The sequence below is a fragment of the Cysteiniphilum marinum genome (assembly GCF_014857925.1).
Classification (GTDB): Bacteria; Pseudomonadota; Gammaproteobacteria; order Francisellales; family Francisellaceae; genus Caedibacter; species Caedibacter marinus.
In genome coordinates, this window is sequence record NZ_JACYVZ010000003.1 from 153,391 (window position 1) to 170,347 (window position 16,957).

Genomic DNA, 16,957 nt, shown 5'->3' on the forward strand with positions numbered 1-16,957 from the left:
CGTTATATTCTTTTGATAGTTACATCGTATGACTCAACAATCGCTACCATTGGCAACAAAACAAATATCAGCAGAGGTATCATTACCGGGTTCAAAAAGTTTATCCAATCGCGTATTACTTATTGCGGCAATGGCAAAGGGTGAGTCGGTGATTGATAACTTGCCGTTAAGTAACGATGTATTAGCAGGTGTGGGCGCATTAAAAGCTTTGGGTGTTTCACATCAATTTGATGAGGCATCAGGGTGCATTATTATTCAGGGTGCTAATGGTTCTTTCCCTAACAAAGACGCACGCGTTTTTTGTAATGAAGCAGGGACGTTAACACGTTTTATTATTCCATTGTGTGCGGCACAAAAATCAGGTGAGTATTATATCTATGCTGCTGACAGAATGATGGCGCGTCCCATCGCTGAACAGCTATCTGTATTAAGCTCTTTGGGTATGCGCGCAGCTTATGAGCAAAATCAATCATCATTGCCCATGACTATTTTGGCAGAGGGTTTAAAACAAACAACTAATGTAAGCATTGATGGTGCTAAGAGTAGTCAGTTTTTGTCAGGTTTGTTAATTGCATCTCCTTTAATCGATGGTGGCTTAAGCATTCATTCAGATACAGATCATCCGCAACCTTATGTGCAAATGACCGTTGATATGATGCGTGACTTTGGTGTGGTAGTTGATGTGGAACATAATCTTTATAAGATACAAGGCAATCAAAGTTATCAAGCGCGACATTACGCAATTGAGCCAGATATTTCCACCGCATCGTACTTTTGGGCGTTGGCAGCAATCACACAAGGCGATGTTAAAGTTAAGCACGTAACTCGCGATGCCAAGCAAGGGGATATTCGTTTTTTAGAAGTGCTTGAGAAAATGGGCTGTCAAGTGATCACCGAAGAAGATGGTGTTCGCGTGATCGGTGGCGATGTATTGCATGGTGTGACAGTAGATATGCGCAATTTCTCTGATACATTCATGACTGTTGCCGCAATTGCGTGCTTTGCTAGGGGGCAGACACATATCACAGGGCTTGCACACACGCGTTTACAGGAATCAGATCGTGTTAGTGCCATGGCTGAGGGCTTAACACGTTTAGGTGTTAACGTGACAACAACTAAGGATAGTATCCATATTTATCCTGCAGAATCATCGCTTAGAGCTGCTATTGTCGAAGGGCATAATGATCATCGCATTGCAATGTCATTGGCACTGATTGGTTTAAAGCAAGAAGGTGTCATTATCAATGGTGCTGAGTGTGTTAGCAAGACATGCCCTGATTACTTTGAACGGATGGCGAAAATTATTTAGTTCATGCGCAAATCACGGTAAACTACAGCTATTTTTGATAGAAAGGACGATTGATGCAAGATAGGCAGCTATTGGATTTAGAGGTGATTTTATCGCGCTTTAGCGTCAGACGTGCTTTTTATCTAGGAAAAGTTAAGAAAGCTTATTTTGAGCGAGTTTCCGCAGTGCATCATTATGCAGCAAGCGGTTTTATTTACGATGCACAATTATTTGGTGCAAGCTTTAATGCTGGCAATTGGCCATTTGCAAACAAAAGCTTTGATCTGATTGTGCTTGATAATGTGTTATTAAATTCTAATGATGTACATAAAATTTTAATGGAAGCCATTCGAGTACTCAGTGATGATGGTTGCTTGATTGTGGTGCAATACAAAAAAAATCAGGATATAACGATTCCTTTTCGCTTTGTTAATAAAGAAATAAAATCCCAAGGTTTACATAAAATTGAAAGTCATTATTATGATGTGTTTAATGTCAGAGACTTCAATAAATGGTTGCCGTGTTTGTTGCCTGAGAGCTTTTCTTGTGAGTATATTGCAAGCTTCAGCAAACAGGTTATTCCGCTAAGCCCATTGTTCTCAGGGGCAACGGAAATGGTTAAGCTGCCCGGAAAATATGCCATTGGCATGAATAAAGCGTTTAAAGTGAAGAAATAAGCAACTAGAGTTGAAAATTTTAGAAAAAATATGATTTAAAAACACCCCGTCAGCCTGCGGCTGCCACCCCTCTTACAAAGAGGGGAATTAGGCAAAGGTTTTACATTCCCCTCTTTGTAAGAGGGGTGCTTAAGCTTGCGAGGCAGGGTGTTGAACTGGTAACAATACAGTGCTTTAGGTAACTGAAAAATAAAAAATAGATAAAATAGATGAACACTCAAAAAAACAACGACGTAAATAAATTGAAAAAGATTGTCATTTATACCGATGGCGCGTGCAAGGGCAATCCTGGACGCGGCGGTTGGGGGGCAATTTTGCAATACAAAGCCAAAACTAAAGAGATTTATGGTGGGGAAGATAATACCACCAATAACCGCATGGAGTTATTGGCAGCAATTAAGGCGTTGCAGTTATTGAAAGAAACTTGTGATGTTGAACTTTACACTGATTCCAAATATGTGCAGCAAGGTGTCAATGAATGGCTTGATGGTTGGATACAACGTGGTTGGAAAACAGCAAATAAGCAACCAGTAAAAAATCAAGACTTATGGCAAATGCTTGATCAATTGCGCTATAAACATCAGGTGAAATGGTGTTGGGTTAAAGGGCATAATGGTCACCCATTAAATGAGCGTGCTGATGAATTGGCTAATAAAGGGGTCGTGCATAGTGAATAGTAAATCTATTAAAAATAAGAAGATCTATGTAATCTATACCGGTGGCACAATTGGGATGGTCAAGACTGACAAAGGTTATGCACCAAAGCAAGGCTATTTGTTGGATAAAATTAAAACGATCAAAGATTTTTATCATAATGATGTGCCTGATTTTAAGATCAATGAATATCCTGAGTTGATTGATTCAGCAAATATCAAACCAGAGGATTGGATCACCATCGCATTGGATATTGTCAATCATTATGAGCAATATGATGGCTTTGTGGTGTTGCATGGCACGGATACTCTGGCGTATACCGCATCGAGCCTGTCATTTATGTTGAAGAATTTAAACAAACCAGTGATTTGCACAGGCTCACAGATCCCGATTTCTGAGCTAAGATCAGATGCCTCAGATAATATATTGCATAGTTTGATCTTAGCGGCGGATGAGCGTATTGCTGAGGTTTGTGTGTATTTTAATAAGCAGCTATTACGAGGTAATCGCTCAGTTAAGGTTAATGCTTCAGGAATGGATGCATTTAACTCACCTAATTATCCGCCATTAGGGCAAGTGGGTATTGATATCGAGTTAAATGAAGCTTATCTGTATCCGTGTGATCATAATGAGCCCGCTGAGATTGAATTTAAAACATTAGGCGTGCCTAAGATTGCAGTGCTATCAATTTTCCCAGGCATGGATGCAAATATCTTAAAAAAAGTATTACAGCCACCGTTACAAGGATTGATTCTTAAAACCTATGGTGCAGGCAATATCATGAACTCGCCTGAGATTCTATATGAGCTTATCGAAGCGTGTCAGCGAGGTGTGATTATCATTAATTGCACCCAGTGTTTAAAGGGTAGTGTCAAAATGGGGGCGTATGAAGCAGGTGTAGGGCTTGTCAATGCGGGTGTTATTTCAGGGCATGATATGACCGATGAAGCAGCGTTGACCAAGCTCTTTTATCTTTTGAGTATTCCGGGGTTAACACAAGAAGAAGTGAAATTAGCACTACATAAAAACTTGCGAGGAGAAATAACGTTATGAAATATTTAACGAAGTTGATGGAGCAAAATCGTCAATGGGTTGAAGATACTAATAAAAACAAGCCAGGTTTCTTTGAGAGTTTATCAAAGCAGCAAAATCCGGAGTATTTATGGATTGGTTGCTCGGATAGTCGTGTGCCCGCAAATCAAATACTAGGGTTGTTACCAGGTGACATTTTTGTGCATCGCAATGTAGCTAATGTTGTTGTTCATTCTGATTTGAATTTTTTATCTGTGTTGCAATACGCTGTTGATGTATTGAAAGTAAAGCATATCCTTGTTTGTGGGCACTATTGTTGCGGTGGTATTAAAGCCGCTACTATGAATGAGTCGCATGGACTTATCGATAACTGGTTAAGGCATGTCCAAGATGTACATCATAAGCATAAAGAATTATTAAAACCTTTCGACCATGGTGAGTGTGAGGCCTTAGCGCCAGAAATTGATTGCAAAGAGCAAAAGCATGCAGTGATGTGTGAGCTTAACGTCGTTGAGCAGGTAATTAATGTCGCCAAAACCACGGTACTCCAAGATGCTTGGCAACGTGGGCAAGAAGTGATGATTCATGGTTGTGTCTATGCTGTATCTAATGGATTCTTACAGCAGATTGCTTTTGGCGTTGCAAGTAATGATGAAATTGAAGATTTTTATGATAAAGCATTAACTAGCATACAGCGTGATTTATATAAGGCGAAAACATAATGGCTGAGCAAAAGAGTGTTGATAAGACAAAGTTTTTTGGTTATCTAAGTATAGGCGTTGGTATGGCGCTAGCTGGTGGCTTTGTATCGTATGGGATTTTGAATTTTCATGCGTTTAATCGCTATGTTGCCGTTAAAGGTTTGGCAGAGCAAACGGTTAAAGCGGATAAAGCCATTTGGAGTATCAGTTATAGCGTTAATGCCAATAGTTTAAAAGAAGTCTATCAGAAGGTTGATCAAGATCAATTAGCAGTGAAAAACTTTATAAGTCAAGCGGGTGTGGATACCAAAGCGTTGCAGTATGGTAGTATTTCGCTAAATCAAAACTCGCATAGCAAAGATCAGGTTAACACCTCAAATTACAGTGCTTATGGCAGTATGACGATCACGACAGATAAGGTTGATTTAGTGCAAGGTTTAGCGCAAAAAACCAGTGATTTGGTCGCCAAAGGTGTTGTCGTTAGTAGTAGTAATGTCGCCTATAAATATACAAGGCTTAATAGCATCAAACCAAAGATGCTCGAAGATGCCACACAAAATGCCAAAACAGCAGCATTGCAATTTGCTAAAAATGCGCAAACCGCTTTAGGCAGCATTCGCCAAGCATCGCAAGGTGCTTTTACGATTAGTAATCAAGATGCCTCTTATGGGGATGGTGATCCCTATAAGCTGGTTCGTGTTGTGGTGAGTTCAGAGTATTTTTTGAAATAAAATAATAGAGCATTCACTTGGTTACTCTATTTATAAACTGACATGTGGATAATAATTGGCTATTAACCATTGTTTCTGCTAGCATTTTTATGCTGCGTATTAATATTTAACCTAAGTTTGGAGTTATCAATATGGCAAAGCCACTTTATGAAAGAGATTTTTATGCTTGGACGATTCAGACTGTTCAAGCGTTAAGAGCTAAAGCATTTAATAAAGTTGATATTGAACACTTAACAGAGGAGTTAGAAAGTATGGGTGCAAGTCAAAAGCACGCATTAAAAAGTAGGCTGCGTGTTCTTTTAATGCATCTGCTTAAGTGGCAATATCAACCTTCTTATAGAAGTAGGAGTTGGGAAAATACGATTATTGCGCAAAGAGATGATTTGAAGGATCTCATCCAAGATAATCCTAGTTTGAAAAGTAAAATTGATGAAACACTTCCTAAGTCTTATAAGTTAGCATTATTGGACTTTGAAAATGAGACAGGCATTGATCCTAAAAAAGCTGAAGTGCCGGAGGTTTGTCGTTATAGTTTTGATCAGGTATTAGATGATGGGTTTTATCCTGAATAATTTTTTCTGTACCAAGCACCGTAAAATGATTTGTGGGCGGTATATTATATAAGCGTTGGCTGAGCGTAAGTCGAAGCCATTATAAGCAATATATTTTTAAATGCATCCTTCGACTTATGATCAGGGTGCGATAAATGCTAAGGGTTGATTTTTTTGAATATTGATTTTTTTATATTGCCTACTCAAGATGATGAGCAATTTTATCAGTTTGTGAGCATGCAGGTTAAATCCTATTATGCAGCAGGGAAAACGGTTGTGATCTATGCAGAGGATCTATTGTGTAAGGAGCTGGATGCTAGGTTATGGTTTAATGGTGAGGATGATTTTTTGCCGCACGCTTATATGGCTGAGGTGTCACCAGATTATGCAAAGCTACCGGTGGTGCTTGTGAGTGAGGCAGCTTCTCTTAAAAGTGTTAACAAAGACATATTGATTGATCTAACGCTGAGTAACATGCCAGCTCATAGTGAGGTAAAACATTTAGTGAAAATTGTTGATCAAGAGCCTTCAAGACTACAGGCTTCAAGGCGTTATTATAAGGCGTTACAGCAACAAGGCTTTAGTATTAATGTGCATAAAATATAACGATTAGATACCATGAGGAGGTGACATGAGATATCGTTTGTTGGCAATTGGTTTATTGAGTTGTTTGTTTAGCTATTCATGGGCGGATATTAATGTTGATATCAAACTATAGCCAACTCTTGTTTAATGAAAATGGCATTGTTCAGACAAAAATAGAGTCAATTATCTTTAACGAGAAATCTGCAAAAGGATCTAGTGTTTTCTTGGTAAGTGATAATGATGGTAAACCTTCTGAATTTTGCCAAGTTGAAATATATTAAATAATTTGATCTCAAAAGACACTTCAATGCTTACATTTAAACCTTGTTTTTGTCAGGCTTAGATTAATTCTGATTGCTTGCTTCTTCACGGTAGCACTTCAATTTATTTGTGCTAGAATACGCAAGATTTTGTGTTTAACACGTTAATTTTCTTGATAAGCAGGAGAAAGCAATGAAACATCAAGGACCACGAAATATAGGGCTTGGCTCAATAAAGTCCTATTCGTTCCCTATTACGGCAATAAGCTCGATTATTCACCGAATCACTGGTGTGTTAATGGTTGTGTTATTGCCGTTTTTATTATGGGGTTTTAGTTTATCAATGCGCTGTGGTGGCGGTTTTTATTATGTGCAGGATTTATTAATCCATTCACCATGGAGCATTGTCGCTTGGATCTTTATATCGGCGGTATCGTATCATGTGATCGCAGGCATTCGCCACTTGATTATGGATTTAGGGTTTGGTGAAGAAATGTGTGTGGCTCGAGCTTCTTCAATCGCTGTTTTAGTGCTAGGTGTATTAGTAACAATTTTCTGGGGGCTTTGGTTATGGGTAATGTAACTTCATGCACACGTTCAGGTTTGAAAGACTGGTTTTTGCAACGTGTTACCGCAATCATTATTATGTTATATGCAATCTTTGTGATGGTTGTTGTCTTAACACTATCCGGTGATGGTTCATATCATACATGGCTTGCGATTTTCCAAAACACGTGGGTAAAAATATTTACGATTTTAGCATTTTTGTCATTAATGGCGCATGCGTGGATTGGTATGTGGACGATTTTCACTGATTATGTGAAGTGCGCATGTATTCGCGGATTCTTGCAAGTAGCTGCAATTGTTGGTTATCTTGCGTGTTTTATTTGGCTTATTTGTATTTTATTTTAAGGGGTATTGATAATGAAAATTGCAGTACAACAATTTGATGCAATCGTTGTTGGTGCCGGTGGGGCTGGAATGCAGGCAGCATTTCAATTAGCTCAATCTGGGTTTAAAACCGCAGCGATTTCAAAAGTATTTCCAACGCGCTCGCATACGGTATCAGCGCAAGGCGGTATCGCTGCGGCATTAGGGAATGTTGAATATGATGATGGTCTTCCATCAGATGATTGGAAATGGCATACCTATGATACGGTTAAAGGTTCTGATTATATCGGTGATCAAGAAGCGATTGAGTTTATGTGTGAGAATGCACCACAAGCAATTATTGAGCTTGAGCATATGGGTATGCCATTCTCACGTTTGGAAAATGGCAAGATTTATCAACGTGCTTTTGGTGGTATGTCACGCAATTATGATGTGGGTAATATTGCCAAAAGAACATGTGCAGCATCTGATAGAACAGGGCATGCGTTATTGCATACGCTTTATCAAGGTAATTTAAAGCATGAAACTAAATTCTTTAACGAGTGGTATGCGCTTGATTTAGTGAAGTCTTCAGAGCACGCAATTGCCGGTGTTTTGGCAATGAATATGGAAACTGGTGAAATCGTGTTCTTCCAATCAAAAGTAACGATCTTAGCCACAGGTGGCGCAGGACGCATTTACGAATCAAGCACCAATGCACATATCAATACGGGCGATGGTGTGGGTATGGCGTTAAGAGCTGGTATTCCATTACAGGATATGGAATTCTGGCAATTCCACCCAACAGGTATCGCAGGCGCTGGCGTATTAGTAACCGAGGGTTGCCGTGGTGAAGGTGGAATTCTACGTAATAAAGATGGCGAGCGCTTTATGGAGCGTTATGCGCCAAATGCCAAAGATTTGGCATCGCGTGATGTGGTATCACGTGCATCACAACAAGAGATCAATGAAGGCAGAGGACTTAAGTTTGCTGGCGTTGATTGTGTCCACTTAGATTTAACGCATTTAGATGAAAGTGTGATTAAAGAGCGTCTACCAGGTATTCGTGAGTTGGCAATGACCTTTGCAGGTGTTGATCCATTAAAAGCGCCGATTCCTGTAGTGCCAACTTGCCACTATATGATGGGTGGTGTTCCTACTAATAAACACGGTCAAGCATTAACACAAAACGCCAATGGTGAAGATGTTGTTATCGATGGCTTATATGCCGTTGGTGAGTGTGCCAGCGTTTCTGTGCATGGCGCGAATCGTTTAGGTTCTAACTCATTACTGGATTTGGTGGTATTTGGTCGTGCGGCAGGTATGCATGCTGAGGATGCATTGCGTGCTGGTATGCAGCAACGCGATGTAACCGATGAGGCATTAGATCAAGCAATGCTACGTTATAACCGCTGGGAAAATAACAAAGGTGGTGAGGGTGTTGCTGAATTACGTGCGGAATTGCAAAAGGCAATGCAGGTTGATTTCTCAGTGTTTAGAACAGAGCAACAAATGCAAGATGGTTTAGAGCGTTTGAAATCACTGCGTGAGCGCGTGCAAAAAGCATCTCTTGCGGATCACTCACATGTATTTAATACCGCAAGAATCGAAGCGCTTGAGCTTGACAATCTGATGGAAACTGCAATGGCAACGGCTGTTCTTGCATTGACGCGTAAAGAGTCACGCGGTGCGCATTCACGTGAAGACTACCCTGAACGTGATGATGAGAATTGGTTGAAGCACACGCTTTATTTTCTAGAGGGAGATCGTCCGTCAACGCGTGATGTGAATATGAAACCATTAAAATTAGAACCATTCCAACCAAAAGTAAGAAGCTACTAAGGAGATAACGGTGGAAGTTAAATTTAAAGTTTATCGCTATAATCCTGAAGTCGATAAGAAGCCTTACTACAAAGATTATACCGTGACGGTTGAAAATGAGGGCACAAAAGTCTTAACAGCGATTGAGCTCATTAAACAACAAGACCCAACACTGGCTGTGCGTCGCTCATGTCGTGAGGGTGTTTGTGGTTCGGATGGCATGAATATCAATGGCAAAAACCGTTTAGCATGTATTACCTCTATTGGTGAGGTATCACAACCTATTAAGTTGCAGCCTTTGCCAGGCTTGCCAGTGATTCGTGATCTGGTGGTTGACATGGATCAGTTTTACAAAAACTACGAGAAAGTGAAGCCGTATTTGATCCCTGCTGAGGGTGATATGCCAGTCAAAGAGCGTCTACAATCGCCAGAAGATCGTGCGAAGCTCGATGGTTTGTACGAATGTATCTTATGTGCATGCTGTACAACCTCATGTCCATCATTCTGGTGGAACCCAGATAAATTTATTGGTCCATCTGGTTTATTACAAGCTTATCGTTTTGTGATTGATTCACGCGATGGTGCAACACAAGAGCGTTTGGATGCACTGCAAGACCCATTTAGCGTCTTTAGATGCCGCACCATTATGAATTGTGTGAGTGTTTGTCCAAAAGGACTCAACCCAACCAAAGCGATCGGTAAACTCAGATCGATGATGTTAAAAAATAACGTGTAGTTAAGAAGAATCAAGCGCTGGAGATCCAGTGCTTTTTTGTTTGAACTAGTGAAAAAGTAAAAAACTAAAAAAAGTAAAAGAGTAGGAACTATGAGTGAAACCCAAGAATCAATGTCTTCATGGTGGCAGTCTTCGCAACTATCCGGTAGTAGTAGCGCATACTTGGATGCTATTTATGAGGATTATTTACAAGACCCTAATTCGGTAGATAGTAGTTGGCGCCAGTATTTTGACGCGATTCGTGATAATAAACACGAAGTCTCGCACGCACAAGTTCGTGAAGACTTTGTCGCTTTAAGCAAAAACCCATTTCGCTTTGCACTGAAAACGCCTCAAGGGATGGTTGTTGACTCAGGGAATTATCCTGATGGTGGTGATAAAGTCTCAGCAGTGATGGATCTTGTTTATATGTATCGCAGCATTGGTCACAAGGTTTCGCATTTAGATCCACTGAATATCAAAAAACCTGAAGAAACACCCGAGCTTGAGCTTGATTTTCATGGACTTAATAACGCTAACTTAAATGAAAAATTTAATGTTGGTGTGTTTTCTGACTATCAAGCGTTACCACTCAAAGAAATCATTGCTAAATTGCAGCATGTTTATACCGGTAGCATCGGCTATGAATTTATGCATTTAAACAATATGGCTGAAAAGCTATGGTTTAGACAGCGTATTGAAAAACAGATTCCTAATTTGTCGGTTGAGCGCAAAACATGGTTGCTAGATCGTCTAACAGCTGCTGAAGGTTTAGAAAAATATCTTGGCATGAAATACGTTGGTCAAAAACGTTTCTCATTAGAAGGTGGCGAATCAATGATTCCAGCTCTTAATGAGATGATTAATAAAGCAGGCGAGGTTGCTGTTGAGGAGATTGGTCTTGGTATGGCGCATCGCGGACGTTTAAATGTCCTTGTTAATATTATGGGTAAATCACCTGAGAATTTATTTAAAGAATTTGAAGGTGCACAGGATAAGAAATTTTTATCAGGAGATGTGAAATATCACTTAGGTTTTGCCTCTTGGCATAAGACACCAAAAGATGAGGTGCGTCTAGCATTAGCATTTAATCCCTCACACTTAGAGACTGTTGATCCAGTGGTAGAAGGGGCAGTAAGAGCCAAGCAAGAATGTTTTGCGGATGATAATCCGCACGGTAAGGTTGTACCGATTTTAATTCATGGCGATTCTGCATTTTGCGGTCAAGGTGTGGTGATGGAGACATTTGCTTTATCACAAACCAGATACTATGGCACTGGTGGTACAATTCATATTGTGATTAATAACCAAGTCGGTTTTACAACGGATAAAAAACAAGATAATAGAAGTAGCTTGTATTGTACTGATATTGCCAAAGTTGTTGAGGCACCTGTTTTACATGTCAATGGTGATGATCCTGAAGCAGTACTGCGTGTTGCCGGCCTTGCGATGGATTACCGCATGATGTTTGGCAAGGATATTGTTATTGATTTGGTGTGCTATCGTCGTCATGGACATAACGAAGCAGATGAGCCATCAGGTACACAGCCATTGATGTATAGCATTATTAAGAAATTACCAACAACACGTACTATTTATGCTAAAAGACTTGAAAGTGAAGGTGTTGTTTCAAAAGCGCAAGCTGATCAAATGGCCAAAGCGTATCGTGATCGCTTACAAAAAGGCGAAGTAGTTGCAGATATTATTACTGGTGACCATCATGAGCGCCATACTAAATGTGTTGCTGATTGGCGTCCGTATGTTAACCAAAAATGGGATCAAGCAGTTGATACGCGCATTGATAAAGCGCAACTGGTGAAATTGGCTCAAAGCTTAAATGATTTGCCCGCTGATCTAACATTACAACCCCAAGTTAAAAAGGCAATTGATGATCGTATTAAAATGGCTGCTGGAGAAATTCCAGGCAACTGGGGCTTTGCTGAAAATTTAGCGTATGCTACGTTGTTAGCTGAAGGTTATGATATTCGTTTATCAGGTGAAGATTCTGGACGTGGCACGTTTTCTCATCGTCATGCAGTGTTACATAACTATGATTACAGCAAAACAGAGTTGCCAGATTATACGCCATTACAGCACATTAATGACAAGGCACAATGTCATATTATTGACTCTGTATTATCAGAGTATGCGGTACTTGGTTTTGATTATGGTTATAGCTGCTCAGCGCCTGAGACGTTAACCATATGGGAAGCGCAGTTTGGTGATTTTGCTAATACTGCTCAGGTGGTTATCGATCAGTTTATTGCAGCTGCAGAAGAGAAATGGGGTATTTTATCAGGTCTTGTAATGCTTTTGCCGCATGGTCAAGAAGGGCAAGGGGCTGAGCATTCATCCGCAAGACTAGAGCGTTTCTTACAATTATGTGCGCATGATAATATGCAAGTCTGTGTGCCAACGACACCTGCGCAAATGTTTCATATGTTGCGCCGTCAGATGTTGCGCCTTTATCGCAAACCATTGATTGTGATGTCGCCTAAGAGTTTGTTACGTCACCCGATGGTGCATTCAACACTGGATGAATTGGCCGATGGACAATTTTATAACGTCATTGCTGAAGTTGAAGATATTAAGCCGCAATCAGTATCACGCGTGATTCTATGTTCAGGTAAGGTTTATTATGATCTGTTGGCAGAGCGTATTGATAAAGAAGTCAAAGATATTGCGATTGTGCGTATTGAGCAGCTTTATCCATTCCCGCAAGCGGATCTTGATAAAGTGTTAGCACCTTATGAAGCGGTTAATGATATCGTGTGGGTACAAGAAGAGCCTGAAAACCAAGGGGCTTGGTGGATGATTCAGCATGAATTGCGTAAACTATTGCGTAAAGACCAGAGTTTATCTTATGTTGGTAGAAAAGCAGCGGCGGCACCTGCGGTAGGTTATCCGTCATTATTCCATGCACAACAGAGTGAGCTGGTTGCTAAAGCATTGAAGTTAGATAAATAGATCCGCTTCTAAAAGATAGTAAATTAAATAATGTTGATAAAATAAGTAAAATAAAAAAGTTAAGGGTGAACCATGACAGAGGTAAAAGTTCCTGTTTTTCCGGAATCAATTGCAGAAGGTACAATTGCAACATGGCATAAAAAGCCAGGTGATCGCGTTGAAGAAGGTGATGTGTTGGCAGAGATTGAAACAGATAAAGTGGTAATGGAAGTTCCAGCAATGACAGCTGGTACGATGGGTGAGATTACTAAGCACGAAGGTGATACGGTTCTTTCTCAAGAAACGATTGGCTCAATTACTGCCGGTGTGGCAAGTGATAGCTCCACTGCTGAGGAGCAAACTGAAGCAGCGCAAGTAGTAACTCCTGCAGCTCCATCAACTGGCGAAGCTGTTACGGTTAATGCGCCAACTTTCCCTGAGTCAATTGCTGAAGGTACGGTAGCAACGTGGCATAAAAATGTTGGTGATCAGGTTGAAGAAGGTGAAACATTAGTTGAGATTGAAACCGATAAAGTGATGATGGAAGTGCCAGCAGCGCAAAGTGGTGTATTGGCTGAAAAACTTAAAAATGAAGGTGATACGGTACTAAGCGCTGAAGCAGTTGCTAAGATTGTTGCCGGTAGCGTGAGTGCTACAACAGCAGTTGCTCCAGTAGCGGCAGATGTCAAAGAAGCGCAATCACAAGATCATTTATCACCTGCGGTGCGTCGTGCCGTTAAAGCCAATGACGTTGATGTAAATAACGTACAAGGCACAGGTAAAAATGGTCGCATTACTAAGCAAGATGTGGTCAGTGCGCCTGTATCTACACAAGCTGCAAAACAAGTGCCAACAACTCAAGCGGCTGATGCAATGAGCTTTGAAGGTGATCGCCCTGAGAAGCGTGTGCGTATGACTCGCTTGCGTCAAACGATTGCAAAACGTTTGGTTGAAGTACAGCATAGCAACGCGATTTTGACGACGTTTAACGAAGTTGATATGAAGCCTGTGATGGATCTAAGAAAGCAATATAAAGATCTTTTCCAAAAGACACATGATGCGAAGCTTGGCTTTATGTCATTCTTCTTAAAAGCAGCTACAGAGGCATTAAAGCGTTTCCCTGAAGTTAATGCATCAATTGATGGCACAGATGTTGTTTATCATGGCTTCTTTGATATCGGTGTAGCCGTTGGCTCAGATCGCGGTTTAGTTGTTCCTGTGATTCGCAATGCAGATCAAAAGTCTTTTGCCCAAATCGAGAATGACATCATCGAGAAGGCAATTAAAGCACGTGATGGCAAATTATCATTAGAAGAGATGCAAGGCGGGACATTTACGATCACCAATGGTGGCACCTATGGCTCAATGCTATCAACGCCAATTATTAACGCACCACAAAGCGCGATCTTAGGTATGCACAATATCGTTGAGCGCCCAGTAGTCGTTAATGGTGAAATTGTGATTCGTCCGATTATGTATTTGGCATTGTCGTATGATCACAGAATTATTGACGGTAGTGTCTCAGTTAAATTCTTAAAGACCATTAAAGAATTGATTGAAGATCCAGCTAGAATGTTGTTGGAAATCTAATTTTTATACTCTAAATATTCATGAATTAAGCGATGATAGTTGATAAAGCGTTGCTTGCTGATTTTATCAGCGGCAACGGCTTCATTAATCGCACAACCTTTTGTGTTTTCAATATGTTCACAGTTTCTAAATTTGCACTCATTTTCTAATTGTGCAAACTCTTTAAATCCTGCAAAAATATCTGCTTTATCCAAATGCCAAATACCAAATTCACGAATGCCTGGTGAGTCAATGATATTGGTATCTTGATCTAGATGAAATAATCGCGCACTGGTTGTGGTGTGTTTGCCACGACTGTTTTGCTCAGAAATCTCACCTGTAAGTGTTATATTTGTACCAAATAAGGCATTAAGCATCTCAGATTTGCCAACACCTGATTGACCAACAATAATCGAAGTTTTATGTTGTAAAAGCGTTTTCAATGCTTGTAAATTTTTGTGACACAAGGCAGAGCAAGTAATCAGTTCATAATCTAATCCGCGATAAAGATGAATAATTGCCTCAAGCTGTGCTTTATTGTTAGCGTCATCAAATAAATCCATTTTGTTGAGCACAATAATTGGTTTGACATTCATATGATGTGCAGCGACGAGATAACGATCGATATAATGCTCAATTGGAGGTGGGTTAACAGCAAGCATAATAATCAGCTGATCAATATTTGCTGCCATCGTTTTGTGGTTGTGTGCGAGTTTACTAGGACGAATGAGCGCATTACTTCGAGGTAAGATTTGACAGATAACACCATACTCACTATTGTCTTGTGGTAGATAAAGTACGTTGTCTCCTGCCACAATGGCGCCTAAGTTTTGACGGTATTGGCAAAAAATAATCTCACCTGTGTGGCTTTCAAGCTCAATGAGTTTGCCGCGATGTGATATCACAAGCGCTGACAAAGCATGTGATAAGTCTTCATGAGATGCTTTATGTTCTTTGATATTGCGAAGCTGTTGTTTACTTAAATTACGTTTTGCCAATGGTATTCTTAATCTTCAAAGAGTGTTGCAGTGGATTATAGCTATTGATATAAAATAATACAGTATAGATTATGGATTAAACGTCTTAAATTCAATTCGTATTTTGTGTGCAGTGCTTATCACTTCTGGATTTTTCATTTAAAACAACGTAGAATTCAACCCTAGTTCTTCAGGGCGGGGTGAAACTCCCCACCGGTGGTAATCTATGAACATTTAGAAAAGCCCACGAGCGCTTTGGCTTGAAGGTCAAAGGTCAGCAGATCTGGTGAGACTCCAGAGCCGACGGTTATAGTCCGGATGAAAGAAGAAGTAATATGATTAACATATGTGTAAAGTACAAATGCATTATATTTTAAAATGTTGAATGTTGAACTTATTATCAATGTGTTGTGCTTTTATCCATTTTGCTTATGTTTATTTCTTTTGCTCGTCCCTGAAGTTAAGTAAATTAATAAAAGGGTGATTATTGCAAGTGTTTCAAGCGGATTATTTTTATATGTCTCAGGCACTGATGTTGGCAAAGCGTGGTGCTTTGAGCGTGTCACCTAACCCAATGGTTGGCTGCGTGATTGTTAAAAATGGTCAAATTGTTGGTGAAGGTTGGCATCGTTTTGCTGGAGATAAACATGCCGAGATTCATGCCTTAGATCAAGCAGGGGATAGCGCGCAAGGCGCAACTGTTTATATCACCCTTGAGCCATGTTGTCATATTGGCAGAACAGGGGCTTGTACCGAGCGCTTGATCAGCGCACAAGTTGCTAAAGTCGTTGTTGCAAGTGTTGACCCTAACCCTCAAGTGGCAGGTAAAGGGATTAAGCGTTTACAACAAGCGGGTATTGTCGTTGAAACAGGGCTTATGTGTCATGAAGCGATTGCCATGAATAAAATATTTTTTCATTATCATACCCATAAGCGTCCATATGTCATTGCCAAATGGGGTATGTCATTAGACGGTCAGATGGTGACGCATCCCCAAGATAGTAAACAAATTACCAATCAAACATCTCAACAGCAAGTGCACAATCTACGCAATAGCGTTGATGCGATTATGATTGGTCGCCAGACGTTGATTGAAGATAACCCAAGTCTTACCGTGAGAGTTTCAGATGCTGAGTTTATTAAGCATCCATTACGTGTTGTGTTATCAAAAACTGGTCAATTACCATATGATGCAACGCTTTTTAATGATGGTATTGAGAGTGTTGTGATTACCAGTGATTTAGCGGGTAAAGATACGCTTGATGCATTAGCGCATAAAGGTATTGAGTGCATTAAGGTATCACTGAATCAAGGTGAGATTGATCTTACAAAAGTATTAGAAGTATTGGCGCAAAGAGGTATTACCAGTGTCTTAGTTGAGGGTGGCAGAACGTTGCTTAATGCTTTCTTTGCGGCGCAGCTTGTTGATGAAGTGCAAAGTTATGTAGCACCTATGATCATTGCTGATTTTAAGCACAAGAAGCGCATTAATATCAAAGACAATGGTTTTTTGAATAATGATTATTATTGTATGGGTCGCATAGAAAAATCAGAGAAAACAGAAAATAAGAGGTTGTAAG

General features: G+C 40.1%; 17 protein-coding genes and 1 riboswitch. Of the genes, 16 read left to right on the forward strand and 1 reads right to left on the reverse strand.

Annotation, left to right across the window (positions count from 1 at the left end; translation table 11 throughout):
- The first annotated feature begins 28 nt into the window (after positions 1-28).
- The 15 genes from aroA (at position 29) to odhB (ending at position 14,421) form a co-directional block, all read left to right on the forward strand.
- Positions 29-1,309 (forward strand): 3-phosphoshikimate 1-carboxyvinyltransferase, encoded by a 1,281-nt coding sequence (gene aroA, locus IE867_RS03185; protein WP_192483332.1) that lies wholly within the window; start codon positions 29-31, stop codon positions 1,307-1,309.
- 53 nt (positions 1,310-1,362) lie between these two features.
- Positions 1,363-1,965, forward strand: coding sequence for a class I SAM-dependent methyltransferase (locus tag IE867_RS03190; RefSeq protein ID WP_192483333.1), 603 nt, complete (start codon positions 1,363-1,365; stop codon positions 1,963-1,965).
- Positions 1,966-2,174: 209 nt separating this feature from the next.
- Positions 2,175-2,642, forward strand: coding sequence for a ribonuclease HI (rnhA, locus tag IE867_RS03195; protein WP_203249627.1), 468 nt, complete (start codon positions 2,175-2,177; stop codon positions 2,640-2,642).
- A 55-nt stretch (positions 2,643-2,697) separates the two neighbouring features.
- The gene (gene ansA / locus IE867_RS03200) at positions 2,698-3,672 is read left to right on the forward strand and encodes an asparaginase (RefSeq protein WP_404826249.1); all 975 of its coding nucleotides are present in this window, start codon (positions 2,698-2,700) and stop codon (positions 3,670-3,672) included.
- Positions 3,669-4,373 carry a carbonate dehydratase gene (gene can / locus IE867_RS03205; protein WP_192483334.1) on the forward strand — a complete coding sequence of 235 codons (705 nt, stop codon included), beginning with the start codon at positions 3,669-3,671 and terminating at the stop codon, positions 4,371-4,373. Before ansA ends, can begins: the two co-directional genes overlap by 4 nt.
- A complete protein-coding gene (locus IE867_RS03210) occupies positions 4,373-5,083 on the forward strand; it encodes an SIMPL domain-containing protein (RefSeq protein ID WP_192483335.1) in 711 nt (236 codons plus the stop codon). The genes can and IE867_RS03210 overlap by 1 nt, the downstream gene beginning before the upstream one ends.
- Positions 5,084-5,214: 131 nt before the next feature.
- A complete protein-coding gene (locus IE867_RS03215) occupies positions 5,215-5,655 on the forward strand; it encodes a DUF29 domain-containing protein (protein WP_192483336.1) in 441 nt (146 codons plus the stop codon).
- Positions 5,656-5,808: 153 nt separating this feature from the next.
- Positions 5,809-6,240 (forward strand): DNA polymerase III subunit chi, encoded by a 432-nt coding sequence (locus tag IE867_RS03220; RefSeq protein ID WP_192483337.1) that lies wholly within the window; start codon positions 5,809-5,811, stop codon positions 6,238-6,240.
- A 92-nt stretch (positions 6,241-6,332) separates the two neighbouring features.
- Positions 6,333-6,500, forward strand: a complete 168-nt coding sequence (locus tag IE867_RS03225; protein ID WP_192483338.1) for a hypothetical protein — start codon at positions 6,333-6,335, stop codon at positions 6,498-6,500.
- Between the two features lie 172 nt (positions 6,501-6,672).
- Positions 6,673-7,062, forward strand: coding sequence for a succinate dehydrogenase, cytochrome b556 subunit (sdhC, locus tag IE867_RS03230; protein ID WP_192483339.1), 390 nt, complete (start codon positions 6,673-6,675; stop codon positions 7,060-7,062).
- Positions 7,050-7,391 (forward strand): succinate dehydrogenase, hydrophobic membrane anchor protein, encoded by a 342-nt coding sequence (gene sdhD / locus IE867_RS03235; RefSeq protein ID WP_192483340.1) that lies wholly within the window; start codon positions 7,050-7,052, stop codon positions 7,389-7,391. The genes sdhC and sdhD overlap by 13 nt, the downstream gene beginning before the upstream one ends.
- Positions 7,392-7,403: 12 nt before the next feature.
- A complete protein-coding gene (sdhA, locus tag IE867_RS03240) occupies positions 7,404-9,191 on the forward strand; it encodes a succinate dehydrogenase flavoprotein subunit (RefSeq protein ID WP_192483341.1) in 1,788 nt (595 codons plus the stop codon).
- A 10-nt stretch (positions 9,192-9,201) separates the two neighbouring features.
- Entirely contained in the window at positions 9,202-9,906 is a 705-nt protein-coding gene (locus IE867_RS03245) for a succinate dehydrogenase iron-sulfur subunit (RefSeq protein ID WP_192483342.1), read from the forward strand.
- A gap of 90 nt (positions 9,907-9,996) precedes the next feature.
- Positions 9,997-12,852 carry a 2-oxoglutarate dehydrogenase E1 component gene (locus IE867_RS03250; protein WP_192483343.1) on the forward strand — a complete coding sequence of 952 codons (2,856 nt, stop codon included), beginning with the start codon at positions 9,997-9,999 and terminating at the stop codon, positions 12,850-12,852.
- Between the two features lie 72 nt (positions 12,853-12,924).
- A complete protein-coding gene (gene odhB, locus IE867_RS03255; RefSeq protein WP_192483344.1) occupies positions 12,925-14,421 on the forward strand; it encodes a 2-oxoglutarate dehydrogenase complex dihydrolipoyllysine-residue succinyltransferase in 1,497 nt (498 codons plus the stop codon).
- Here odhB and rsgA read toward each other — a convergent pair.
- Positions 14,418-15,398, reverse strand: a complete 981-nt coding sequence (rsgA, locus tag IE867_RS03260) for a ribosome small subunit-dependent GTPase A (RefSeq protein ID WP_192483345.1) — start codon at positions 15,396-15,398, stop codon at positions 14,418-14,420. The two genes, odhB and rsgA, sit on opposite strands and share 4 nt — an antisense overlap.
- Before the next feature lie 161 nt (positions 15,399-15,559).
- Positions 15,560-15,711, forward strand: a riboswitch (FMN riboswitch).
- Between the two features lie 159 nt (positions 15,712-15,870).
- Between rsgA and ribD the strand changes: the two genes are divergently transcribed.
- Positions 15,871-16,956: a bifunctional diaminohydroxyphosphoribosylaminopyrimidine deaminase/5-amino-6-(5-phosphoribosylamino)uracil reductase RibD gene (ribD, locus tag IE867_RS03265; protein ID WP_318779307.1), complete on the forward strand. Its 1,086-nt coding sequence runs from the start codon at positions 15,871-15,873 to the stop codon at positions 16,954-16,956.
- Position 16,957: the final 1 nt, after the last annotated feature.

Excerpts from the sequence above, each read along its gene's own strand:
- aroA (WP_192483332.1), top strand. The coding sequence starts at position 29 with ATGACTCAACAATCGCTACCATTGGCAACAAAACAAATATCAGCAGAG.
- IE867_RS03210 (WP_192483335.1), top strand. The coding sequence starts at position 4,373 with ATGGCTGAGCAAAAGAGTGTTGATAAGACAAAGTTTTTTGGTTATCTA.
- sdhC (WP_192483339.1), top strand. The coding sequence starts at position 6,673 with ATGAAACATCAAGGACCACGAAATATAGGGCTTGGCTCAATAAAGTCC.
- sdhD (WP_192483340.1), top strand. The coding sequence starts at position 7,050 with ATGGGTAATGTAACTTCATGCACACGTTCAGGTTTGAAAGACTGGTTT.
- IE867_RS03215 (WP_192483336.1), top strand. The coding sequence starts at position 5,215 with ATGGCAAAGCCACTTTATGAAAGAGATTTTTATGCTTGGACGATTCAG.
- odhB (WP_192483344.1), top strand. The coding sequence starts at position 12,925 with ATGACAGAGGTAAAAGTTCCTGTTTTTCCGGAATCAATTGCAGAAGGT.
- IE867_RS03225 (WP_192483338.1), top strand. The coding sequence starts at position 6,333 with ATGTTGATATCAAACTATAGCCAACTCTTGTTTAATGAAAATGGCATT.
- ansA (WP_404826249.1), top strand. The coding sequence starts at position 2,698 with ATGGTCAAGACTGACAAAGGTTATGCACCAAAGCAAGGCTATTTGTTG.
- IE867_RS03250 (WP_192483343.1), top strand. The coding sequence starts at position 9,997 with ATGAGTGAAACCCAAGAATCAATGTCTTCATGGTGGCAGTCTTCGCAA.
- IE867_RS03190 (WP_192483333.1), top strand. The coding sequence starts at position 1,363 with ATGCAAGATAGGCAGCTATTGGATTTAGAGGTGATTTTATCGCGCTTT.
- can (WP_192483334.1), top strand. The coding sequence starts at position 3,669 with ATGAAATATTTAACGAAGTTGATGGAGCAAAATCGTCAATGGGTTGAA.
- sdhA (WP_192483341.1), top strand. The coding sequence starts at position 7,404 with ATGAAAATTGCAGTACAACAATTTGATGCAATCGTTGTTGGTGCCGGT.
- rnhA (WP_203249627.1), top strand. The coding sequence starts at position 2,175 with ATGAACACTCAAAAAAACAACGACGTAAATAAATTGAAAAAGATTGTC.